We start from the raw sequence: 24,470 nt of genomic DNA, 5'->3' as shown, positions 1-24,470 counted from the left end.
TCAAGATCAATGACGATTCGCTGATCAATCTGGAATTGTCTGCACTGGAAGCCGATAGTAAAGGCAGAGTAATTGCCAGTCCGCGCTTGGTAACAGCTAACCGGGTAGAAGCAACTATTGAGCAGGGAACTGAAATTCCTTTTCAGATCGTCAGCCAGCTAGGCAGGCCGCAGATTCAATTCAAAAAAGCTGTGCTGGCGCTCAAAGTGACGCCACAGATTACCCCAGATGACAATATTATTATGAAACTGCAAGTCAATCAGGATACACGCGGCACAGATACACCGGCTGGGCCAGCGATTGATACGAAACAAATTACAACCGAAGTATTAGTCGTGAATGGCGGCACAATTGTAATTGGCGGGATTTTCGAGCGGGCGGAACGGCAAACTACCAATAAAGTACCCATGCTGGGCGATGTACCGATACTTGGCAATATTTTCAGGAATAACGCAAAACGGGATGATAAACGGGAATTGCTGATTTTTGTCACACCACGAATCTGGAATGAGAACTTAAGTATACGCTAAAGGGTTTAGCCTAAAAACGTCATTGTCAGGTTAAAATTTTTCATGCACGATGAATTCTAATTGCCGCCAGGCTTCATAGACGACGATGGAAACGGCATTAGCAAGATTTAAGCTGCGGCGTTCAGGCAGCATCGGAATATGGATACGTTGACTGTCTGCAAAGCTTGCCATGATCTCCATCGGCAAGCCGCGGCTTTCTGCTCCAAAAAGAAAGACATCCTGGCTGGCATAGCTAACTTGATCATAGCGTTGCTTTCCCTTGGTGGATACAGCAAAAATACGTCGCCCTGACAAGCTGAGAATACATTCTTCCCAGCCTTTATGTAATACCACATTGGCAAATTCATGGTAGTCCAGCCCGGCGCGCAACAGTTGCTTATCATTCAGGAGAAAACCCAGCGGCCTGATAAGATGCAGCGTTGCACCGGTATTCGCGCAAAGCCGTATGATATTACCGGTATTAGGCGGAATCTCAGGCTGATAGAGAATGACATCAAACATGTGGTGATTCTATAAAATGCCTTGCTGCCCGGCTGTCTTGATTGAAGTGGTTGATGGCATCGCCCGGGCGATTACCCATACACTGATCTCACTTGCGCCTTGCTGGCATACTGCTTTTGCCAGTTCATTCAATGTTGCGCCGCTCGTCATGACATCATCCAGTAAGGCCACATGTTTCCGGGCAAAACTCGCTGTGCATTTAAATACATTGCGCAGATTACTGCGCCGTTTCTTCCAGGGCAATTCAGTTTGAGAAAGCGTGTTCCGAGTACGGACACAAACGTGTGGCAACAGGGGAATGCCCATTTGCCTGGATACATGCCGGCCAATTTCTAGCGCTTGATTAAATCCTCTTGCTTGTAATCTAGCCGGATGGAGCGGAACAGGGATGATGACATCCGGAGGAGCAGAATAATTCATTTTTGCTATTAATAGATTGGCTAAAAGAGGGGCTAGGGCTAAGTTTTCCTGATATTTCAGCGAATGAATCATGGCATCGACCGGGAAGGCATATCGTAATGCTGCGATTGCATGTGTCCAAGCGGGGTGATGAGCCAGGCAGGCGCCGCAGATACGGGAATCAACTGTCGGCAATAAGCACAAAGGGCAATGCACAGCGGGTAATTGCGGTAAGCCATCATGGCATGCGCGGCATAAATCGCCTTTGCAAGTTGCCAGGCATAGCACGCAATTTCCTGGTAACAGCATTTGCATAATATTTAATCGCCTGTTCAGAAATTTTAATAGAAAATTTGACAATTACGACCTGATCCTTGATGATTTCCAGTACCGTATTATAAATAGAGCGAAGTGCTTTGACTAAGTCATGATTCAATCCAATACCAAATCTATTGTCAGCGAAACAGAGAAAGCTAACGGCGATCAGCATGATCGTTGTCATGTGACGCCTTGGCGTATTGCACAAATCCAGGCTTTAATGGATTTACCTTTTACTGATCTGATGCATCAGGCGCAAACCATTCATTGCCAATACCATGATGCCAGTGCGATTCAATTATCCACCCTCATTTCGGTCAAAACAGGCGGCTGCCCAGAGGATTGCGGTTATTGTCCGCAAGCTGCTCGTTATCATACGGGTGTTGATAGCCAGGACATGCTGTCGCCAGACACCGTTGTGACGGCTGCCCAGGCAGCCAAGGCGGAAGGCGCGACACGGTTCTGCATGGGAGCGGCCTGGCGTGGGCCCAAACAGCGTGATATCGACCGCATGACTGAAATCATCGGTGCGGTCAAAGCACTCGGACTGGAAACTTGCGCTACTTTGGGCATGTTGAGACCAGGTCAGGCGGAACAACTGAAACAGGCTGGGCTGGATTATTACAATCATAACCTGGATACATCACCGGAATTTTATGGCGAAGTCATTACCACGCGCGATTATCAGGATCGCCTCGATACACTCGAGGAAGTGCGCAGGGCAGGCATCAATGTTTGTTGTGGCGGGATTGTGGGCATGGGCGAATCCCGGCTTGCACGCGCAGGACTGATTGCACAGTTGGCAAACCTGGATCCGTATCCGGAATCGGTACCGATCAATTATCTGGTGCAGGTTGAGGGCACGCCCCTTTACGGTACCGAAGCGCTCGATTCATTCGAATTCGTGCGCACCATCGCAGTTGCGCGCATTACCATGCCCAAAGCGATGGTCAGATTATCTGCTGGCAGACGGCAAATGTCGGAAGCTGTCCAGGCATTGTGTTTTCTGGCAGGGGCCAATTCCATTTTCTATGGAGATAAATTGCTGACGACTGGCAATCCTGAAACGGACAACGACAAAGCACTATTTCAGAAACTAGGATTACGCGCCTTATAACCGGAATGCTGACAGATCTCTCAGTCCAGCTGAGGGAGCGGGAAAATGCCGGACTTTATCGTCGCCGGTTGCTGCTCGAAGGCCCGCAGACGACGCAGGTGACAGTAGCAGGCAAACATTATCTCGCTTTTTGCAGTAATGATTATCTCGGGCTTGCTAATCATCCGGCGTTGATTGAAGCAGCCTGCCAAGGTGCGCGCCGGTATGGCGTGGGATCAGGAGCTTCCCATCTGATTTGTGGCCATTCTTCAGCGCATCATACGCTGGAGGAAGCATTGGCCCGCTTTGTCGATTTGCCCGGGGCATTGTTGTTTTCTACTGGTTACATGGCCAACCAGGCGGTAGTCACGGCATTGGCTGGTCGCGCAGATGCTGTTTTTGCTGATAAGCTTAATCATGCTTCACTCAATGATGCCGCTTTGCTTTCTCGGGCAACTTTTACACGTTATCCGCATCTTGATTTGGCAAAACTAGCACGGTACCTGGCTGAATCACAAGCAGCGTGTAAACTAGTGGTGACCGATGCCGTATTCAGCATGGATGGCGATATCGCTCCTGTTGCTGAACTATTGACGCTGTGTGAACAATACAATGCCTGGTTATTACTCGATGACGCCCATGGCTTCGGGGTGCTTGGCAAAAACGGCAAAGGTGTGCTGCATGCATTTGGCGGACGCAAGCTGCATTCACCGCACCTCATTTACATGGCCACGCTTGGCAAGGCGGCGGGAGTATTCGGCGCCTTCGTCGCAGCGCAGCCAGAAGTAATTGCAACACTTATCCAGTTTGCGCGTACTTATGGCTATACCACTGCCACACCGCCGTTACTGTCGCATACCGTGCTGGCGAGCCTGACTTTGATCGAACAAGAAGCGTGGCGGCGGGAAAAATTAAAAGCACTCATGATGCAATTGAGAACAGGATTGGAATTGTGCCGATGGCCGTTATTGCCTTCAATCACACCGATTCAGCCATTGATGGTGGGAGGGAGTGAGGACGCCGTGCGTTTAAGTGAAGGATTGCGGAATAAAGGAATCCTCGTGCCGGCAATCCGTCCACCTACCGTTCCACAGGATCAAGCCCGACTACGCATTTCCTTGTCGGCTGCACACAGCGAAGAAGATATCAGGCGATTAGTCGAAGCATTGCACGATCTGGCGGATATTCTCTGACGGCAACGAGTAGAAACATTTTATGAAAAATAACCGCGCGTCATGAGCCGATTGCATGTAGAAACAGCTGGGCAGGGACCTGATTTGGTGATGCTGCATGGCTGGGCCATGCACAGCGGTATCTGGAGCAGTGTTCGCGATCAGCTGGCGCAACGTTACCGGCTGCATCTGGTCGACTTGCCTGGACATGGCCGAAGTCCGGCAGATGAAGCATATTCTCTTGACCGCATCGCGCAGAGGGTGGCAGAGATTTTGCCGGCGGAGAGTATTGTATGCGGCTGGTCGCTGGGGGGGCAAGTCGCGATCAGGCTAGCTTTGTCTGTGCCACAGCGGGTAAACAAGCTTGTTTTGGTGGCGACCACACCTTGTTTCGTCAAGCGGGATAATTGGCAATGGGGAATGGATGAGCCAACATTGCAGTTGTTCATGGAAAATCTGCGGCGTCATTATACGCAGACCTTAAATCGCTTTTTTACCTTGCAGGTAAATGGCAGTCATGACATGACCAATGTACTGGCGCAGCTGCGCAGCCATTTCTTTCAGCATGCGCAACCTGATGGTGATGCACTCAGAGCAGGTTTACAAATTCTGCTGACTACTGATCTGCGTGAAGATTTGGCCAATGTGACTCAACCGGTATTGCTCCTGCATGGTGAAAACGATGTCATTACACAAGTGGATGCAGCCCGATGGATGCATCGGCATGTCCCCCATGCAAAATTTATCGCTTTTCCACACTGTGGCCATGCGCCATTTTTATCGTATCCAGATCAGTTTGTAGCCAGTTTGTATGATTTATGATCACATTTTAGATAAGCGCCAGCTACGTCAGGCATTTGAACGCGCAGCAGTCAGCTATGATCAATCGGCCGTGCTGCAGCGCGAAGTATGCGAACGCATGCTATCGCGCCTCGATTACATCAAATACATTCCTGACCGGATATTGGACATGGGTAGTGGCACCGGTTATGGCAGCCGTAAGCTTGGCGAGCGCTATCCGCGCAGTCAACTGGTGGCAGTGGATATCGCCCTTGCGATGCATCTGCAAGCGCGTCCGCCGCTCCCTCGCTGGCAGCAGTGGCTGCCGCTGGCAAAGCGCCACACAACGTATTATGTGGGAGGCGATATCGAACAGCTTCCCCTGCAAAATACCTGCGTAGACATGATCTGGTCGAATCTGACAATTCAATGGTGTAACGATCTCAAGCAGGCATTCACGGAAGCGCGGCGTGTGCTAAAAAGCGGAGGACTGCTGATGTTCAGTACCTTCGGGCCTGATACCCTGAAAGAATTGAAACAGGCTTTTAAAACAGTAGATGGCTACAGCCATATCAACCGTTTTACTGATATGCATGATATTGGCGATCTGCTGGTACATAGCGGTTTTGCCACACCAGTGATGGACATGGAGTACATTACCCTCACTTACGATGACGTCATGGATATCATGCGCGATCTCAAAGCGATCGGGGCGCGTAATGTGACGCATGGCAGGCGGCGGGGATTGACCGGCAAAGGCGCATGGCGGCAGATGATGCTTCACTATGAATCATTGCGTCAGGCAGGAAAGCTGCCGGCTACCTATGAGATAGTCTATGGCCATGCCTGGAAGCCGGAGGCACGGCAGGCTGTGCTCAAGCCTGAAACCCGGCGTAAGCTCGGGTTGGAATAAGGCATTAATCACCATGCCAGCAGGCTATTTCGTGACAGGAACGGATACCGGGGTGGGTAAAACCGCTGCGAGTTGTGCGCTGCTGCATGCGTACGCCAGAGCGGGCAAAGCCGTGGTTGGCATGAAACCTATCGCGGCAGGTTGCGAGCAGGGTAAATGGATGGATGTGGAACAGCTTGCTGCGGCCAGTAATAGATCGGCAGCGTATGAGTTAATCAATCCTTATGCGCTGGTGCCGCCGATTGCACCGCATCTCGCAGCCAAACAAGCGGGTATCGTTATCGAGCTAACAGTCATTCAACGGGCCTTTCAAGCACTGCAGGAAATAGCGGAAATCATCATTGTCGAAGGAGCGGGGGGATTTCTGGTACCGCTTGATGAGCAGTACGATACCAGTGAACTGGCGCGCATCTTGAGATTGCCAGTGATTCTGGTGGTAGGATTGCGCTTGGGCTGCCTCAACCATGCGTTATTAACTGCGCGCGCAATTCATGCCAGCGGACTATCACTGGCCGGCTGGATCGCCAACCAGATCGACCCGCATATGCAGAGCCAAGCAGAAAACATTCACGCATTGCAGCAACGCCTTGATTGTCCTTTGCTTGGTGTTATGCCGTTTCGCGAAGACGCGGATGCAAGAGAATTTGCTGGCTTGCTCGATATCCCGCAGCTTTTGCAACAGGATAGCTAGCAGGGTTATTTTACTGGATTGAGCAGGGTCTTGAATTTTTCTGTCGCTTGAACGAGCGCAGCACGAATGCCGGGCTCCCATGCGGAGTGACCCGCATCATCGATGATGACATACTCAGCCTGGGGCCATGCACGGTACAGATCATCCGCGCTGACGATCGGGCAAACGGCATCATAACGGCCTTGCACGATGACGGCAGGAAGATCATGAAGTTTGTTGATATTGTCCAGCAAGGTATTTTCCGGCAAGAAGATATTGTGACTGAAATAATGTGCTTCCATGCGCGCAAGTCCCAGCGCAACTATATCACCTGAAAAATAATTGACTGTTTCGGGGCTGGGCAGTAGAGTGGAGCAGCGGCCTTCATAACGGCTCCAGGCGCGGGCGGCAGGCATATGGACGGCAGGATCAGGGTTCAGTAGACGTTGATAATAGGCTGCAAGAATATCGTTTCGCTCGCGTGGGGATAATGGTGCAACAAAATCATGCCAGGCTTCGGGAAAGAAATGGCGTAGTCCGTAGAGAAACCAATCAATCTCGCTTTTGCGGCACAGAAAGATGCCGCGCAGGATAAAGCCGAGACAGCATGCCGGATAGGCTTCTCCATACGCCAGTGCCAGCGTGCTGCCCCATGAACCGCCGAATACCAACCATCTTTCGATGCCGAGATGCTGCCGTAATGCTTCGATATCCTCGATAAGGTGAGGTGTAGTATTATCCTGAATTTCACCGAGCGGCGTGGAACGGCCAGCGCCACGCTGATCGTGGATGATGATGCGGTAATAAGCAGGATCAAAAAAACGACGATGACCAGGTGTGGATCCTGCACCTGGGCCGCCATGCAGGAATAATACGGGTATACCGTTAGCATTGCCTGATTGTTCCCAATACATCGTATGCCGTGCATCAAGTGATAGCATGCCTTGCTGATAGGGTTCGATTTCCGGGTAAAGTTCAGTATGTGTCATGACATCCTCTAGATATTGATAAGATTGATTTTGCAGTTTACTGATTGTGCTGGTGCAGGAAAAGCATAACCGATTGTTGAACGTTTCGTTATTTGTTCAAGAAATGATTTTGTTAACAGGTCGTTGCAAAGAACGTATTCAAGGCAATCGATGCCAGGTAAAAACAAGCAAAAGAATGTGATTCATGTTTGATAAATGACTATTTTGAGTCTGTTTCTAACATCGCCGCGGTAACGCAGATAGTTTTTCAACAACCTGCTGTTAAAGCGCAGGCATGATTGATACAGTAAAAGGTGAGAAAGAAGCCGATTGCCAGTGAATGAATCGAATAATACTGCCGCACCAGTGTCCAGATTAGGCTTGGTGTTAACGGGTGGAGGTGCGCGTGCTGCCTACCAAGTGGGCGTCCTGCGTGCTATCGCTGAGTTGCTGCCTGATCAGGCGCATAGTCCTTTTCCCATAATTTGCGGAACATCGGCTGGTGCAATTAATGCAGCCGGTTTAGCTATGTCGGCTACCCATTTCGCCACAGGTGTGCGTCAACTGGAGGCAGTGTGGAGCAATTTGCATGTTGATCAGGTGCACCGGGCAGATCTGCCAGGGGTAATACGCAACACGATTCATTGTGTTGGCTCTTTATTATTGGGTGAGTTAGTCAAGCGGCCTTTTTCACTGCTGGATAATGCCCCTTTAAGGACATTGCTCGGTTGCCGTCTGCCATTTCGCGGTATTCAGCGGAGTATCCACATGGGTGCGCTGCGTGCGCTGGGGGTGACTGTCTGGGGATATACTTCAGGGCAATCGGTAACGTTTTATCAAGGTGATAAAAATATCATTCCCTGGCATCGCGTCATGCGCGTAGGTGTGGCAGCACGTATTGGCATTCAGCATTTATTGGCTTCTTCGGCTATTCCGCTTATTTTTCCAGCAATTCGGCTCAACCGCGAATATTTTGGTGACGGTTCCATGCGACAGCTTGCGCCACTCAGTCCAGCATTGCATCTCGGGGCAGATCGCGTGCTGGTGATTGGGGTCAACAAGAAAAAAGAGACACCCGCCGAGCGGGTCAAAGTAACCAGTTATCCGCCAGTGGCGCAAATTTCTGGTCATGTACTGAGCAGTATTTTTGTCGATAGCCTGGAAGTCGATCTGGAGCGTTTGCAGCGTATTAATGAAACCTTGGCGCTGATTCCGCCTGAGGCCAGGAAAGAAGGGGGTATTTTACTGCGTCCAATCAAATCGCTGGTGATTACACCGAGCGAAAGAATCAATGAAATTGCGCTGCAGCATGCCTACTCCTTACCGCGTACCATGCGCTTTTTATACCGTGCAGTAGGCGCGATGGGAGCGAGCGGTTCGAGAATGCTGAGTTATGTGCTCTTTGAAGCTGGCTATTGCCGTGCATTGATCGATCTTGGCTATCGGGACACGATGCAACAGCAAGAAGAAATTGTTAAATTTATTACTATGTCTTGAGAGAAAGAAACTATGGATTTTTCTGATCCCCAATTCTGGGTTGCGGCATTACAGATTATTGCGATTGACATCGTGCTGGGGGGGGATAACGCGGTGGTCATTGCGCTTGCTTGCCGGCGATTGCCTGAGAAGCAACGTAATTTGGGCATATTTTGGGGAGTATTCGGTGCGATAGCAATACGCGTTTTGCTGGTGTTTTTCGCACTTAATCTGCTGACGCTGCCTTTTCTGAAACTGGTTGGTGCGCTGCTGTTGCTGTGGATAGGAATTAAGCTGCTGCTGCCGGAATCGGCCAGTGGCACGCATGAAATCGATAGCAGCACAACCCTCCTGGGAGCCATTAAAACGATTATCATCGCCGATACCGTCATGAGTCTGGACAATGTGATTGGTATTGCCGGCGCTGCCAGAGGTGATCTCACTCTGGTCATTTTTGGCCTGATTGTGAGCGTGCCGATCATTGTCTGGGGCAGTAAACTGGTCATGAAATTGATGAATCGTTTTCCCGTGACCATTTTTATTGGTGCTGGCTTGCTGGGATGGATCGCGGGTGATATGACCGTCACCGATACAGTGACCAAAGAATGGGTCGATACTCATGCCGCTTTCCTGCATTGGTTCATGCCGGTTTGCACCGCATTGGTTGTGATTGTTACCGGCAAATGGCTGGCGGTGAGAGCACAGAAACATACCATGACTTTGATCGATCTTACCAACGATAGCAATAAACCGATGTAACCATCGGGAATGCGATGAAAAACACAACTTAGAGGAGAGCGCATCATGTTGAAAATACTGTTGCCAGTAGATGGTTCCACTGCTTGTCATAAGGCAATTACTCAATTTATTCAGCTGCTTGGCTGGTACAAGGATGTACCGGAAATTCATCTGCTCAATGTACAGTTTCCGTTACGTGGTGATGTTTCCATGTTTATCAGCCAGGAAAATATCAGGCAATATCACCAGGAAGAAGGGCTGAAAGATTTGAAAGAAGCACGTGATTTGCTGGATCAGGCAGGCGTCCCCTATCAGCATCACGTGACTGTCGGCGATGTCGCCAAAGCGATCGTTCAATTTGCGACAGAAAAGCAGTGTGATCAAATTGTCATTGGACCACGCGGCCTTGGCTCGGTGCAAGGTTTGTTGCTCGGCTCAGTTGCGAGTAAATTAATCCATCTTTCCCCCATTCCAATCCTGTTGATCAAATAAAGGAATCGGCTGTAATTCTTCTGCTGTTACCCAGAATGCCCTGACTGTAAATCAGGTTAAATATCAGGGCAAGGAGGTAATCACGCCTTGAGGGTCAGAATATCAGGTAGTAATAACCTGGGGCGAGCTGACTATCTGCTCGTAATTAAAGAATACGCTGCTGATTGCACCTGGCCGTGGTTTGCCAGAGGCAATTCCAGCAGGCTAATGGATAAGCTTTTAACCTGGATCCCTCAGTTGAGCGGGCGGTGATACCCGGCAGGTGAAGGTGGAGACTATGGTAAAGGTTGGAATCTTCACAATGTTAACGTCAGAACGAGCGCTCAACTGAGGAATCTGGGTCAAATATTGATTTATTGAATAAATATCGCTATGAGCATGCAAATTGCATTAGAACCGTTGCCAGGCAATCCCGCTGAAATGAATGATCAATTGAGTTTCATGCAGAGATTGCAAGAGATCACCAGCAAGATTCAAGTCGCCAGCAATCTCGATGAAATTATGCTGGAAGTCAGTAAGGATGCCTGTACTTTGTTCCGCGCAGATCGTCTGACTGTTTATATGATGAGTGAAGACAAGTCGTCTATTATTTCACGCGTGCAGACCGGGCATCATTCATTTCAAAACTTGCGACTGCCGATTACCGAACACAGCATTCTAGGCTTTGTCAGCTTGAACAAAAAAACCGTTAATTTAAGGGATGTGTACGATCAGCATGAATTGATGAAGCTGGACACTCAATTACGCTTTCTTAAGGAAGCGGATAAGCGAACCGGGTATCGCACCAAGCAAATGCTGGTGGTGCCGATTCTGAACGCTGTAGATAACGAATTGCTGGGGATGGTACAAGTCATCAATCACAAGGATGATAAACCTTTCCCGGACATGATAGTGGAGGGCGTAGGCGAGATTTGCCAGGCGTTGGCCATTGCGCTCAAGCAACGGCAAAAGCAGCAATTATTGGCAAAATCTAAATATGGTTATTTGGTCTCAGCGGCAATCCTGTCGGCGGCTGAACTTGAGCTGGCGGCACGCGCTGCCCGGGAGAAAGGATGTGATCTGGAGCATGTGCTGATCGATGAGTTTCAGATCAAATCGGCTCAAATTGGCGCGGCGCTAGCGGATTACTTTCATGTGCGCTATGAGCCGTACCGGCCTGACCGGATTAAACCGGTAGAAGTCCTGAAGCATCTCAAACGGGATTTCGCTGAAAGTAACCAGTGGCTGCCGATCGATGAGGCTAAAGAAGGTCTGGTGATACTGACGCTTGATCCTGAAAGAATCAAAGTGCTGCGCATCGTCAATCAGGTTTTTCCCAAGCATCACATCATTTACACGGTCTGCTGCCAGCACGAGTTCGAAGCGACATTGAATTTATTTTATGGTGATAAAAAGAGTATCGGCGAAGAAGATACCAGTAACATCAATGACATGCTCTCCAATCTTGAGGAGAACGAGGAAGAAGCGGCAGTCGAAATAGATGAAACCTCTGCAGCTTCTGAAAATGAGCTGGTCAAGCTGGTCAACAAAATCATCATGGATGCCCATAAAATGGGTGTTTCCGATATCCATATCGAGCCTTACCCTGGCAAGGAAAAAACCAAAATCCGTTTTCGCAAGGATGGTTCGCTGCTGCCTTATATCGAAATTCCGGCAAGTTACCGCAATGCGCTGGTGACGCGAATCAAGATCATGTGTGACCTGGACATTGCCGAGAAACGCAAGCCGCAGGATGGCAAAATAAAATTCAGGAAATTTGCTCCACTCGATATCGAATTGCGGGTGGCCACCCTGCCTTCGGCAGGTGGGCTGGAGGACGTGGTCATGCGTATCCTGTCAGCAGGGGAGCCGATTCCGCTGGAGAAAATGAATTTTACCGCACGTAATCTGCAGCAACTTAAATCGATCATCAGCAAGCCCTATGGCTTGTTTTTCGTCTGTGGCCCGACCGGCTCGGGTAAAACCACGACGCTGCATTCAGTGTTGAAATATCTCAATACCCCTGAAACCAAAATCTGGACGGCGGAAGATCCCGTTGAAATCACCCAGAAAGGATTGCGTCAGGTGCAAGTCAACGTCAAGGCCGGTCTGACCTTTGCCGCAGTGATGCGGTCTTTTCTGCGCGCCGATCCGGATATCATCATGGTGGGTGAAATGCGTGACAAGGAAACCACCAGTATCGGGATCGAAGCCTCTCTCACCGGCCATCTGGTACTGGCCACGCTGCATACCAACAGCGCGCCCGAGTCGGTTATCCGCCTGCTGGATATGGGCATGGACCCGTTCAATTTTTCCGATGCCTTATTGGGTATTCTGGCGCAACGCCTGGCCAAGCATCTGTGCAAGTGCAAGAAACCGCATATCGCCAGTCAGGAAGAAATGCAGATGCTACTGATGGAATACTGCGAGGAATTGAAACATACCGATCATTTCAAGGCGAACCCTGAAGCGGCTTACCAGGAAATCGAAAACCGCTGGCTGCAGGAATACGGTGATGAGCAAAAGCAGATCACGCTGTATGAAGCGGTTGGCTGTGATCAGTGCAATGGCACAGGCTATGCCGGACGGGTAGCGTTACATGAGCTGCTGACCGCAACCGATGCGCTGAAAAAGAATATCCAGGAACATGCACGCGTGGCGGAGATGTTGGTAACCGCGCTTAATGATGGCATGTACACCTTGAAGCAGGATGGCATCGGTAAAGTGCTGCAGGGTATTACCGATATTCATCAGGTGAGGGCGGTGTGCATCAAGTAGGCACAGTATAGCATCAAGTAGGCACAGTATAAGTAGGGCGCAATAACCAACGGGCATTGCGCCGTATATTGGGATATCGATACCATGCCTAATTATCGCCGCATTTGGCATCCGGGCGGAACCTATTTCTTTACTGTTAATTTGTTGCAACGGCATAACTGCGATTTGCTGATCCGGCATATTGACATCCTGCGTCACGTCGTTGGTCTGGTTCGTAAGCGTTATCCTTTTCAAATTCATGGTTGGGTCGTGTTGCCTGATCACTTACACTGTGTGATCGAATTGCCGCTATGCGATGCAGATTTTGCCATGCGCTGGCGTTTGATCAAGATGGGTTTCTCCAAGGCGCTGCCCAAGACGGAACGACTATCCACAGTGCGAGCCAGACGAGGTGAGCGAGGCATTTGGCAGCGGCGTTATTGGGAGCACTTGATTCGGGATGAAGCAGATTACAGGGCGCATATGGATTATATTCATATCAATCCCGTGAAGCATGGATTAGTAGAGCGTGTCGTGGATTGGCCCTATTCAACATTTCATCGATGGCTGGCGCAAGGTGTTTATCCAGCGGATTGGGCGGGTGGTGCAGAAAATGAACTGGATTATAAAGATTGATATCTGTGCCCCTCTATCATTACCCAGCATGTTTCATGTAGGGTGCAATAAGCGCAGCGCATTGCACCGGAAGTTCGATATGGGCACATATGGCGCAATGCCCGATGGTTATTGCGCCTTACGCGGGCGGGTGTAGAAGCATAAAAGGAAAAATAGCCATAAAAAAACCACCCAGGGGTTTTCCGAGGGCGGCTCAGGCGGTGGGATACAACTTGTAGGGGGCGGCTTGTAGGGTGCAGCTTGTAGGGTGCAATAAGCGTAGCGCATTGCACCGGAAGTTCGATATGGGCACATATGGCGCAATGCCCGATGGTTATTGCGCCTTACGCGGGCGGGTGTAGAAGCATAAAAGGAAGAATAGCCATAAAAAAACCACCCAGGGTTTTCCGAGGGTGGCTCAGGCAGTGGGATACAACTTGTAAGGTGCAGCTTGTAGGGTGCAATTTGTAGGGTGCAATAAGCGCAGCGCATTGCACCGGAAGTTCGATATGGGCACATATGGCGCAATACCCGATGGTTATTGCGCCCTACGCGGGTTGGTGTAAAAGCAGAAAAGGAAAAATAGCCATAAAAAACCACCCAGGGTTTTCCGAGGGTGGCTCAGGCAGTGGGATACAACTTGTAGGGGGCGGCTTGTAGGGTGCAATAAGCGCAGCGCATTGCACCGGAAGTTCAATATGGGTACATATGGCGCAATGCCCGGTGGTTATTGCGCCTTACGCGGGTTGTAGAGTGCAGCTTGTAGCACCGGAAGTTCGATATGGGCACATATGGCGCAATGCCCGATGGTTATTGCGCCTTACGCGGGTTAGTTGGTAACGTAACCATTATCTAGACATTTGTCACTATACGCCCAAATGAGACGGCCAGCAGAGGGAGTAGGTGTGAGGATGCACTGATCGGTTGCTGCAATTCCTTTGTAGGCGTTTGCTGTGGCAGTTATTACGCCATCTTTAACTGAGAGATTTTTGAATGCCTTAGTTCCATCTGCGGATGGAACAGGTGGTATACCATTTGCTCCAGTGTCACAACCAGTTACTGTACCAGTAGCATTGAAACATTCAACAACGGCCATTTTATATGGTGCCATAGCACCAGTCACTTCAGTATATGCTGATTTCTTGATGTAATTTTGATAAGCCGGAATCGCCACTGCCGCCAAAATACCAATAATCGCCACCACGATCATCAATTCGATCAAGGTAAAACCTTTTTGCATTTGTTGCATGAATCATTCTCCTTTGAGTTAAAAAATGGCCCGCCTGACGGGTGGAAATCTTATGCGCAGAATTTACGCCCTATCTTTTGCTAAAAAAATGTTGCAAGGAATATAACGGTTGTCTATGGAAAAAAGTTTAGTAAAAAAATATGAATATTGCATTAGAGGTCTGGCTGGCGCCTATCCGCCAAATACCTGTTCCCACAGTTGCAATACCGCCAGGCGCGCATGACTCAGATAATCATCGGCTTCGATGCGCGCAAAGCCGGCGGATTTTTCCTGGGAAGCGGTTGCGCCGGACAATTCGGGATCACCGCTCAATCTCAAGCGGTGCTGCAGGCGGCGGAATTCACGGTAGGCGGTGAGCACCTGTTGCGCGGCTTCGGCCGGGATGAGCGCCAGTTCCCCCGCCAGTTTCAGCAGGGCGATATTGCCGATATTGCCGGTGAGTTGCGGATAGACGTGGGCATAACCCAGCACCAGATACTGCACCATGAATTCGACATCGATGATGCCGCCGCGGTCATGTTTGATATCGAACAGTGCGGTGGGGTTGGGGTGGGCATTCAGCATTTTTTCGCGCATCAACAGAATTTGCTGCCGCAACTGGGTGAGATCGCGCTGTTCGCACAAAATCTCCTTGCGGATTTGCTCGAAGATTTTGCCAAGCTGCCGATCGCCTGTGACGAAGCGCGCGCGCGTCAATGCCTGGTGTTCCCATACCCAGGCCTGTTCATGCTGGTATTGAGCAAACGCTTCGATCGAGCAAGCCAGAAGACCACTGGCGCCATCGGGACGCAGGCGCAGATCAGTTTCATACAGGACACCGGCTGAGGTGTGGCTGGTGAGCCAGGTGTTGATGCTTTGTCCCAGCTTGGTGTAGATCTCCAGCGCATCGGGGTGACTGTCCTTGAACAGAAAGACGATGTCGAGATCGGAGGCATAACCGAGTTCCTTGCCGCCCAGTTTGCCATAGCCGATGATGGCAAAGGCGGGCTGCTCGCGATGTTTTTTCTTGAGCCCACGCCAGGCAAGGTTGAGCACGTTGTCGAGCATCAGATCGGCCAGCTCAGTCAGATGATCGCTGAGTGTTTCCAGCAACAGCTTTCCTTCCAGATCGATCGCCAGTAAGCGGAAAACCTGCGCATGCTGGAAATGCCGCAGTACGTCCATTTGCCATTCGGTAATATTGCTTTTGGGGCTATCGGCATGGTTGAGCTGGCGTGCCAGTTCTTGTCTGAGCACAGGCCAGTCTGGCAGTTGATACAGGCCGCGTGGCGTTAACAGTTGATCCAGCAGAATGGGGTGCCTGCCTAAATAATCGCTTGCCCATTGGCTGGAGCTGACCAGCTTGGTGACTCGCGGCAGGGTTTGCGGATGTTCTCGCAGCAGGGCCAGATAGGCTGCGTGTTGACTGATAAGTTTCAGTAGTTGCAGCATGCGCTCGAGCGTGACTTCCACTGGTGGAAACTGGGCAATTGCTTCCACCAGGATGGGCATCAGCGACTTGATTTTTTGCTGGGTAGCCGGCGGCAATTGCTGGAAAAAATAACCGCCATAGAATTGCTGAATGCGCACCGAGATTTTTTCAGGTTCGGCAAATCCCAGTGTAGTCAGCTGGGTAGTGGCGGCTTCCACCTGGGTGCTGTCTCCGCTCTGTGCCTGCCAGAAGCTTGCCAGGATGTCATGGGCTGGAGAGGTGCGCGGGGCGGCAAAGATCAATTCAAAATGACGGGTGACATTATTGCGGTGAATATCGAGTTGTTGCAGAAAGTCGGCAAAGTGGGCATAGCCCATGGCTGCGGCAATTAATTCCTGATCTTCAGCATCGTCGGGCAGATTCTGGGTTTGTTGATCATCCAGATATTGCAGGCGATGTTCCAGCTTGCGCAGAAAGCGGTAGGCATCAATCAGTTCAGTGATGGCTTGAGCAGGTATGGGTTGTTTCTGCTGCAGGCGCTGCAAGGCAGTCAGGGTAGGGCGAATGCACAGATCTGCATCCCGCCCGCCGCGTATCAGCTGGAAAACCTGTGTGATAAATTCAATTTCTCGGATGCCGCCAGGGCCCAGTTTAATGTTGTCATGCATTTCACGGCGATCGACTTCCTTGCGCAGTTGCGCGTGCAGGCGGCGCATGGCTTCATAAGCCTCAAAATCCAGATATTTGCGAAAGACAAACGGACGGGTGATTTCTTCCATCAGAATCGCTGTCGCTGCAGCAGGGCCGGCAATGACACGGCTTTTAAGCCAGGCATGCCGCTCCCATTCCCGTCCCTGGCTGATGAAATAGTCTTCAAGCATGGCAAAGCTGATTGCCAGCGGACTGTTTTCCCCATGGGGGCGCAAGCGCATATCGACCCGAAACACATAACCATCCACGGTATAATCATTCAGACTGGCGATCAGCTTGCGTCCCAGGCGAGCAAAGAAATTATGATTGGAAATAGATTTTTTACCATTGGTCTCACCATCTTCCGGGTAGATGAAAATCAGATCGACGTCGGATGAGACGTTGAGCTCGCCTCCTCCCAGTTTGCCCATGGCGACTACTAATAATTGCTGGGCAGATACGCTTTTTTCACCAATAGGTGTGCCAAACTGGCTGGGATCAGTCAGCCAGTTTTGATGATGCGTGAGGGCAAACTGAATGGCGATCTCCGCTAAATTGGTCATGGTAACCATGACTTCGGTCAGATCCGCCATGCCGGCCAGATCACGCGCAGCCAGGCGCAGGATGACCCGTTTGCGCAGTTTGCGCAAAGCGCTATGCAAGCTTGTTTCATCTAGAATTGGGTTTGTTGGGCAGGCAGTTTCCAGGAATGCCCGCATTTCCTCGCGTAAAAAGGGACGATGCAGATTTTCCAGAAGATAGGTGCGTAATTCAGGTTCGCCCTCTAATAGGCGTTGCGCGTAGCGGTTGAAGGGAAGAATGCTGTCCAGCGTTGATTCGGTGGATGGTTGGATGGTGTGTAAAAACATATTCAAGGTTAAAATAACATATTCTTGGTTTGTTAACACCTGTCATGCGTATCCGTAGGAGTGTGCTGTGCTAGGTTTCCGGGTTGCGGACATGACGAAGTGCCATATCTATTAGATATATTGTTATCCAACTCTCCTTTTTTACTTTCTAAGTATTCAACAGTTTTGCGGGATAAAACTGTGTTTCTTATTAAATTGCGCCATGAAGCATTCCTTTGTTAAGCATAGCATGTTCACCTTGCGCTGGTTTGTGAGAGCTGTCTTTGCGCTCACCATGTTTTTTTCTTTATTGCTGCTGGCCTTGCGTTATTGGCTGCTGCCCAATATTGAGCAGTATCGCCCGCACATTGCCGCGGCCATTTCTCAGATTGCCGGGCAAGAGATCAGCATAGAAAGTATTGACGCAAACTGGGACGGGTTACATCCGTACTTACGGTTGCACGGGGTGCGCGTACATGATGAGCGCGGCATCCCTGTTTTGATTCTGACCGAGTTGGATGGAACACTTTCCTGGCTGTCGCTGCTGCATGGCGAATTGCGTTTTCGTAAAATCAGAATTGAACGGCCCACGCTGATCATTCGCCGTGACGCAGAAGGGGTGATCCATATCGCGGGCGGCGCCTTTGAACAAGCGGAGGCTGGCAATAGCTTTTTCGATTGGCTATTACGTCAGCGTCAGCTCATTGTTCATGGCGCAGACATTCATTGGCTGGATGAACTGCGTGCTGCTCCCGTGCTAAATTTGAAAAAAGTAGATTTACGTATGCATAACAAGGATGGCCAGCACCGTTTCGGGTTGCGGGCAACGCCGCCAGATGAAGTGGCTGCGCCCGTGGATATCCGCGGTGATTTCACCGGCGCATCGGTCAATACATTGGGCCAGTGGCGCGGGCGGTTATTCGCCCAATTGAATCATGTGGATCTGGCCACTTTACAAACCTGGTTATCGTTCCCTGAAGAGCTGGAATTTGATCACGGCAGCGGCGCTTTCCGTGCCTGGATTGGATGGGAAGACCAATCTGTCGCTTACTGGACGGCTGATGTGAATCTTCATCGGGCGCGGATGCATCGGGCAAAGGATCTGCCGAAGCTTGAGCTTGAGCATTTGCGCGGCCGCGTGGGATGGAAAGGAAGCGATGGTACAAAGCAGCAGGGAAATGTGTGGTTTGCCCGTCAGTTAAGTATCGCTATTGAAAATGAATTGTTCACCAAACCGGTGAGTATCTTATGGCAAAGGCATGAATTGCAGGGAGTTGTGCACGGGGAGAACAGGCTTTGGCTGGATGATCTTGATTTGAATATGGTTGCTTCCCTGGCAAGTTACCTGCCGATTGATAGTTCGTTGCGTAAGCAGCTCGACCAGCTCAGTGAATTGTCTCCTAAGGGGATAATCGAGCATGCGCAAATCTATTGGCATGGTGATTGGGCAAAACCTTTATCTTTTAGTGTGGAAGGGCGCTTCCATGACTTGACTATAAATGATTTTGGTAAAGTTTCCTCAGTAAGCGGGATGAGCGGGAGCGTCGATGTAACTGAACGAGGCGGCACACTCGGCCTCGATTCTGCTGAAGTCAGTATGGAATTGAGCGAAACATTTGATGAGCCGCTTGAGTTTGACCGACTCTTCGCGCAGATCAATTGGAAGATATCGTCTGGGCAGGATAAGACCTTGTTTGAATTCAATCGTATTGCTTTTGCTAACCGCCATATGTCCGGAATGATCCATGGCCGCTACCAGGATGCCTCAGACCAAGCAGACACAATTGATCTGTCAGGAGAACTGGCGACTGCAGATGTAAATTATATCAAGCGCTATATGGCATCCCTGATTGATCAGGAGGCTGCGCAAAACTGGCTGGGGAAGACCATCGTGGCAGGTCGATTGGATGAAGCTAAATTTCATATTCACGGTGATGTGGATAAGCTTTTTTCTGATCAGCGCAATACACTTGCTTTAAAGCTGCAAACTAAAATCATTGACACGACAGTGAATTTGCCAGAAGGGTGGCCGGGCGTGACCGACATGCAGGCCGCCCTTACGTTCCAGGATAATCAGCTCGAAATGATGGTTTCGCGTGCAAAGATGGCGGGTATTGTATTGAAGAATGGCCGGCTGCAGATGGCAAATTTGCATGCCCCGGACTCTGTTTTATACCTGACAGGAGAGGCAGAGGGAGCTACTCAAAAAATTATTAACTTGCTCGAAAAAAGTCCTCTGTATCCTTATGCTGCTGATTTTTCCCGTCAAGGCCATGTTGACGGTAACGGCAAATTGCAGCTGAAATTAGCGATGCCAATAAGTGCAAAACGCGACAATGATAGGGGTATTGAACTCACGGGCCGTTATCAGTTTATCGATAATAAAATCGATTTAGGTCATGGTTTGCCTGCTTTGAGTAAAATCAATGGTTTGCTTGCTTTCACTCAGTCTAGTTGGGCTATTGAGAAGATGAATGGGCAAATGATGGGTGGTCCACTGACGATGAGCTCAACTGCTTTGCCGGACGGCAGTATGCGCATTGAGGCGAGCGGGAGGGCTGATTTCGATCGTTTGTATTCATCCAAATCTGAGCAAGCGACAGGTACCTTGCAGTTGTGGACACAATTTATGCAGGGAGCGACTGATTGGTCGGCAGTGCTTGACATCGGCGAAAAAGGGATAGATGTGATGGTTGAATCAACGTTAGCGGGAGCGACTTCATCATTACCCGAACCTTTTTCCAAATTCGCCGAAGAAACGATTCCTCTTAGGTTTGTGAAGAAATCCGTTGATTCAGAGCATGAAGTGTTGCGCTTTCGTTACGGGGAGGTCGTTACGGCAGAAATTCAACGCGTACGGGAGGGGAATAGCGGCTATTCTCCAGTGCGTGGTGTGCTGAGTTTTGGTACAGCACCTGTTGAATTACCTGCAAGTGCTGTTACATTGGCGCATGGTACGATTTCTGTGCTGGAATGGGATCGGTGGAAAGAACTTTTCGAGCGGCATGATGAAATTGCTGCACTATCTGGCCAATCTGGCCGGGGTATCAAAGCAGCATTGCTGACAGATCGGATCGATTTTAACCTGCACATCGGCAGACTTGATTTTTTAGGAAGCCGTTTCAATGAATTTGTCTTGGATGCCAGTAAACAGGGTGGGATATGGCGTACCTCTGTTGCAAGCAAAGAAGTTACCGGTGATATCAATTGGGATGCGGGCAGGAAGAAGGCATATGCACGATTAAAAAAGTTAGTCATGCCAGAGGCCATTCCAGAATCTGACCTGGCAGCAGAAAAAAAGAATCAACCCAGGGATTGGCCTGTCATGGATCTGCATGCTGACAAGTTTCTTGCCGGAGAAAAATTATTAGGCAAATTGGAATTGTTGGCGCATCAGCAAAAAGATGGCTGGCATATCGATAAACTGCAGATCATGCATGCTGACAGTTCCCTTTTAGTGCAGGGTGTATGGCAGAATCGCATTGCACCATTTCAGATGCAGGCTGAAGTTAAACTGCAAGCAAGGAGTATAGGCAAATTCTTAACGCGTTTGGGCTACCCGGGACGTATTGCACGTGGGAAAGGCAAGCTGGAAGGTTCACTGGCATGGATAGGAAAGCCTTTCTCCATCGATTTTCCTTCTTTGTCTGGCGATCTGCAAGTAACTGCGCAGCGCGGACAATTTACCAAATTCAAACCGGGGGTGAGTAAATTGCTTGGGATTTTTGATCTAAAATCACTTCCTCGCAGACTGACATTGGATTTTTACGATGTATTCAGTCAAGGTTTTGGTTTCGATGATATATTGGGCGATGTTAGAATCACCAGAGGTGTGGCGGTAACAGATGAGCTGCAGATTGCGGGAAGCGCAGCCTATCTTGCTGTCAGCGGAGAAATTGATCTGGTGGAAGAAACTCAGGCACTCCTGGTTAAAATGTTTCCTTCGCTTGGACTGGCTACCCCAGTAGCAGGGATTGCTTCCATGATTGCAAGCCAGTCTTTGAAAGATCCATTTGATCGTGTTTTGTTTAACGAATATGCTATAACAGGCACATGGGCTGAACCCATCGTCGTTAAATCGCAAAGTTCACAAAAAAATTAAGGGATCACAGCCAGAATACAAGAATAAGATGAAATTGACCGCTGTTGATTGCTTTTCTTGGGGAGGGACAAATTTTATGAATTGCCTGGTTGCTTTTGTAAGTATGATTTCTTGCTTGCCTGGAGTGAGCAGCAATAAGTGGTTGTGCTGGGGGAAATCATGTTGAGTCATTCGAACATTTTCTCGGAGCATTTGTCAGAAAAGAGAAGTGATAGTCAATTGTGTGTTGCGGCTATCCAGATGGCGTCAGGGCCAAGTGTATCTGCAAATCTGGAAGAGGCGTTACGCTTAATTGAGTTGGCAGTATCACAGGAAGCGAAGCTGGTTGTGCTGCCGGAATATTTCTGTATTATGGGGCTGCAGGATACGGATAAATTAAGTGTTCGTGAACAGCCAGGCGAAGGCATGGTTCAATCATTTTTGAGTGAGACGGCTAAGCGTTTTGGGATTTGGTTGGTGGGCGGATCGGTGCCATTGGTGTCTCATATGCCTGATAAGATTTATAATAGCTGCCTGGTTTATGATGATACAGGCAAGCAGGTGGCGCGTTACGATAAAATTCATTTATTTGGCTTTGCATTGGGTAATGAGCGTTTTGCGGAAGAAAAAACAATCGAGGCCGGCAATAAAGTTGTTGCATTGGATTCTCCTTTCGGGCGAATAGGTTTGTCTATTTGCTATGATCTCAGATTTCCCGAACTTTATCGTCTGATGGGGAAAGTTGATATTATTCTGGCACCGTCTGCTTTTACTGCCATTACCGGTAAAGCGCATTGGGAAACGTTGATTCGCGCGCGCGCGATAGAGAATCAGGCGTATGTGATAGCGCCGGCACAGGGAGGATTTCATGTCAGCGGGCGTGAAACCAATGGAGATAGTATGATTGTTGACCCGTGGGGTGTTGTGATTGACCGGCTGGCGCGTGGACCAGGAGTAGTAGTGGCGATGTTGGATCATGCGTACCAATCCAGCGTACGTGCAAGCTTGCCTGCGTTAGAACATCGGTGCCTTTACCCAGGTTAAATGTAGCAGAGAAAGCTGTTTACTATGAACAGGGAGAATTGGGTGGTTTGATGTCTCGTGGGAGAGCATGAGGCTGGTGTGTTTTTTTAACTGTAAGCTGACAAAGCTACTGCTGTGGTAGGTGAATATAATCTAAGATGAACGAGTTTTTTACAATTGCTGACCGTTGCCTGCTGATGCCCTATGAGCTGGATGCAAATAGACTACATCAAGTGTTTGGGCAAATACTGACTCATCAGATCGATTATGCTGATCTTTATTTCCAATACAATCGCTCCGAAGGCTGGGTGATCGAGGAAGGGATCGTAAAATCGGGCAGCTTTAATATTGACCAGGGTGTGGGTGTTCGTGCCATCAGTGGTGAAAAAACTGCGTTCGCCTATTCGGATGATATCAGTCTTGCTGCATTAGTATCTGCAGCAAAAGCAACGCGCGCCATTGCGAGCCAGGGAAACGTCCATCCGGTTCATGTTGCGAAGCAAGTAGCGCAATTTAATAGCCGGTCGCTTTACCTTCCGCAGGATCCTATCGCAAACTTTAAAGATAGCGACAAAGTGGCGCTGCTGGAAAAACTGGAAAGTTTTGCGCGCGCAATCGATAAGCGCGTTATTCAGGTCGTGGCGTCACTTGCTGGCGAGTATGAGGTTGTCATGGTTGCGCGCAGTGATGGCGTGCTAGCTGCTGATGTGAGACCTTTGGTGCGAATGTCATTACAGGTGATTGCAGAGGAAAGAGGCCGGCGTGAGCAAGGTGTTTCTGGTGGAGGCGGACGGTTTGATTACACCTACTTCACCGATGAAATATTGAGCGATTATGCGCAAAAGGCAGTGCACCAGGCTGTCGTGAATCTGAATGCAAAACCTGCGCCGGCAGGTAGCATGACAGTGGTTCTGGGAAATGGCTGGCCTGGCATATTGCTGCATGAAGCCATTGGACATGGATTGGAGGGTGATTTTAACCGCAAAGGCAGCTCAGCGTTCTCTGGGCGTGTGGGTGAGCGGGTTGCTGCTGATGGCGTAACGGTGGTGGATGACGGGACACTTGCCCGGCGTCGTGGTTCCTTGAATATTGATGATGAAGGTAACCCTACCCAATGTACTGTATTGATTGAGAATGGTGTACTGAAAGGCTATTTGCAAGATAGTCTGAATGCGAGGCTGATGAATCAGCCCCTTACAGGTAATGGCAGACGAGAGTCTTTTGCGCATATTCCCATGCCGCGCATGACAAATACTTATATGCTCAATGGGGATAAAAATCCAGAAGAAATTATTGCATCAGTGAAACAGGGATTGTATGCCGCGAATTTTGGCGGTGGGCAGGTAGATATTACGAGTGGTAAATTCGTATTTTCTGCTGCGGAAGCTTACATGATAGAGAATGGAAAAATCACTTATCCAGTCAAAGGCGCGACTTTGATCGGTAATGGCCCAGATGTGCTGACGCGTGTTTCCATGATAGGTAATGATATGGCACTTGACCCAGGGGTTGGTACATGCGGGAAGGAAGGCCAAAGCGTGCCAGTGGGCGTAGGGCAGCCAACATTACGAGTGGATGGATTAACCGTGGGTGGAACAGGTGGCTCTGACAGAATTAAGTAATCTTGCTGTGGATTAACTCAATCATCCAGAATATTTTTCAGTGTCAGTTAGCTGGGAATAAAACCCAGATTCCTAGTAATATATGTAGCGGACGCGTACGTGCTTTTACATTGCAAAATCACACTATGCATCATCTACTGAT

19 protein-coding genes and 1 pseudogene are annotated in these 24,470 nt (G+C 49.5%); 15 read left to right on the top strand and 5 right to left on the bottom strand.

The window, feature by feature from the left end; genetic code table 11:
• Nucleotides 1–530, top strand: a pseudogene (locus tag J5I83_RS05970) (type IV pilus secretin PilQ); the annotation flags it as partial.
• 30 nt (nucleotides 531–560) lie between these two features.
• Here the strand turns inward: J5I83_RS05970 and trmL are convergent.
• Complete coding sequence (trmL, locus tag J5I83_RS05965; protein ID WP_304054155.1) at nucleotides 561–1,031, bottom strand: tRNA (uridine(34)/cytosine(34)/5-carboxymethylaminomethyluridine(34)-2'-O)-methyltransferase TrmL; 471 nt, start codon at nucleotides 1,029–1,031, stop codon at nucleotides 561–563.
• Nucleotides 1,032–1,040: 9 nt separating this feature from the next.
• A complete protein-coding gene (locus J5I83_RS05960) occupies nucleotides 1,041–1,745 on the bottom strand; it encodes a ComF family protein (RefSeq protein ID WP_304054153.1) in 705 nt (234 codons plus the stop codon).
• A gap of 112 nt (nucleotides 1,746–1,857) precedes the next feature.
• On the opposite strand from J5I83_RS05960, the gene bioB reads away from it, so the two are divergent.
• Genes bioB through bioD form a run of 5 tightly spaced genes read left to right on the top strand, consistent with a single transcriptional unit; the run spans nucleotide 1,858 to nucleotide 6,400 of the window.
• A complete protein-coding gene (gene bioB / locus J5I83_RS05955; protein WP_304054151.1) occupies nucleotides 1,858–2,865 on the top strand; it encodes a biotin synthase BioB in 1,008 nt (335 codons plus the stop codon).
• 5 nt (nucleotides 2,866–2,870) lie between these two features.
• Entirely contained in the window at nucleotides 2,871–4,037 is a 1,167-nt protein-coding gene (gene bioF, locus J5I83_RS05950) for an 8-amino-7-oxononanoate synthase (RefSeq protein WP_304054148.1), read from the top strand.
• 42 nt (nucleotides 4,038–4,079) lie between these two features.
• Nucleotides 4,080–4,838, top strand: coding sequence for a pimeloyl-ACP methyl ester esterase BioH (gene bioH / locus J5I83_RS05945; RefSeq protein ID WP_304054145.1), 759 nt, complete (start codon nucleotides 4,080–4,082; stop codon nucleotides 4,836–4,838).
• Nucleotides 4,828–5,709, top strand: a complete 882-nt coding sequence (bioC, locus tag J5I83_RS05940) for a malonyl-ACP O-methyltransferase BioC (RefSeq protein ID WP_304054142.1) — start codon at nucleotides 4,828–4,830, stop codon at nucleotides 5,707–5,709. The genes bioH and bioC overlap by 11 nt, the downstream gene beginning before the upstream one ends.
• A 13-nt stretch (nucleotides 5,710–5,722) precedes the next feature.
• Complete coding sequence (gene bioD, locus J5I83_RS05935) at nucleotides 5,723–6,400, top strand: dethiobiotin synthase (RefSeq protein WP_304054139.1); 678 nt, start codon at nucleotides 5,723–5,725, stop codon at nucleotides 6,398–6,400.
• A gap of 5 nt (nucleotides 6,401–6,405) precedes the next feature.
• On the opposite strand, the gene pip is transcribed toward bioD, so the two are convergent.
• Nucleotides 6,406–7,368 carry a prolyl aminopeptidase gene (gene pip, locus J5I83_RS05930; protein ID WP_304054137.1) on the bottom strand — a complete coding sequence of 321 codons (963 nt, stop codon included), beginning with the start codon at nucleotides 7,366–7,368 and terminating at the stop codon, nucleotides 6,406–6,408.
• A gap of 315 nt (nucleotides 7,369–7,683) precedes the next feature.
• On the opposite strand from pip, the gene J5I83_RS05925 reads away from it, so the two are divergent.
• From J5I83_RS05925 to J5I83_RS05900, 6 genes are all read left to right on the top strand, one after another.
• Nucleotides 7,684–8,844: a patatin-like phospholipase family protein gene (locus tag J5I83_RS05925; protein ID WP_304054134.1), complete on the top strand. Its 1,161-nt coding sequence runs from the start codon at nucleotides 7,684–7,686 to the stop codon at nucleotides 8,842–8,844.
• Between the two features lie 12 nt (nucleotides 8,845–8,856).
• A complete protein-coding gene (locus tag J5I83_RS05920) occupies nucleotides 8,857–9,582 on the top strand; it encodes a TerC family protein (protein ID WP_304054131.1) in 726 nt (241 codons plus the stop codon).
• 45 nt (nucleotides 9,583–9,627) lie between these two features.
• Nucleotides 9,628–10,053: a universal stress protein gene (locus J5I83_RS05915; protein ID WP_304054128.1), complete on the top strand. Its 426-nt coding sequence runs from the start codon at nucleotides 9,628–9,630 to the stop codon at nucleotides 10,051–10,053.
• Nucleotides 10,054–10,425: 372 nt separating this feature from the next.
• The gene (locus tag J5I83_RS05910; RefSeq protein WP_304054126.1) at nucleotides 10,426–12,810 is read left to right on the top strand and encodes a GspE/PulE family protein; all 2,385 of its coding nucleotides are present in this window, start codon (nucleotides 10,426–10,428) and stop codon (nucleotides 12,808–12,810) included.
• An 84-nt stretch (nucleotides 12,811–12,894) separates the two neighbouring features.
• Complete coding sequence (locus J5I83_RS05905) at nucleotides 12,895–13,425, top strand: transposase (protein ID WP_304054125.1); 531 nt, start codon at nucleotides 12,895–12,897, stop codon at nucleotides 13,423–13,425.
• Nucleotides 13,403–13,561 carry a hypothetical protein gene (locus J5I83_RS05900; RefSeq protein WP_304054123.1) on the top strand — a complete coding sequence of 53 codons (159 nt, stop codon included), beginning with the start codon at nucleotides 13,403–13,405 and terminating at the stop codon, nucleotides 13,559–13,561. The genes J5I83_RS05905 and J5I83_RS05900 overlap by 23 nt, the downstream gene beginning before the upstream one ends.
• 672 nt (nucleotides 13,562–14,233) lie before the next feature.
• Here the strand turns inward: J5I83_RS05900 and J5I83_RS05895 are convergent.
• Nucleotides 14,234–14,653 carry a prepilin-type N-terminal cleavage/methylation domain-containing protein gene (locus J5I83_RS05895; protein WP_304054121.1) on the bottom strand — a complete coding sequence of 140 codons (420 nt, stop codon included), beginning with the start codon at nucleotides 14,651–14,653 and terminating at the stop codon, nucleotides 14,234–14,236.
• Nucleotides 14,654–14,824: 171 nt separating this feature from the next.
• Entirely contained in the window at nucleotides 14,825–17,623 is a 2,799-nt protein-coding gene (glnE, locus tag J5I83_RS05890; protein WP_304054119.1) for a bifunctional [glutamate--ammonia ligase]-adenylyl-L-tyrosine phosphorylase/[glutamate--ammonia-ligase] adenylyltransferase, read from the bottom strand.
• A 202-nt stretch (nucleotides 17,624–17,825) separates the two neighbouring features.
• Between glnE and J5I83_RS05885 the strand changes: the two genes are divergently transcribed.
• The 3 genes from J5I83_RS05885 (at nucleotide 17,826) to tldD (ending at nucleotide 24,328) form a co-directional block, all read left to right on the top strand.
• Nucleotides 17,826–21,704, top strand: a complete 3,879-nt coding sequence (locus tag J5I83_RS05885; RefSeq protein ID WP_304054116.1) for a YhdP family protein — start codon at nucleotides 17,826–17,828, stop codon at nucleotides 21,702–21,704.
• A 159-nt stretch (nucleotides 21,705–21,863) separates the two neighbouring features.
• Nucleotides 21,864–22,727 carry a carbon-nitrogen hydrolase family protein gene (locus tag J5I83_RS05880; RefSeq protein WP_304054115.1) on the top strand — a complete coding sequence of 288 codons (864 nt, stop codon included), beginning with the start codon at nucleotides 21,864–21,866 and terminating at the stop codon, nucleotides 22,725–22,727.
• Between the two features lie 137 nt (nucleotides 22,728–22,864).
• On the top strand, nucleotides 22,865–24,328 hold the full coding sequence (gene tldD / locus J5I83_RS05875; protein ID WP_304054114.1) for a metalloprotease TldD: 1,464 nt from the start codon (nucleotides 22,865–22,867) through the stop codon (nucleotides 24,326–24,328).
• The last annotated feature ends 142 nt before the right edge of the window (nucleotides 24,329–24,470 follow it).

The organism is Nitrosomonas communis (assembly GCF_024102715.1).
Classification (GTDB): domain Bacteria; phylum Pseudomonadota; class Gammaproteobacteria; order Burkholderiales; family Nitrosomonadaceae; genus Nitrosomonas; species Nitrosomonas communis_B.
This window is presented reverse-complemented; position numbering and strand designations above follow the sequence as displayed.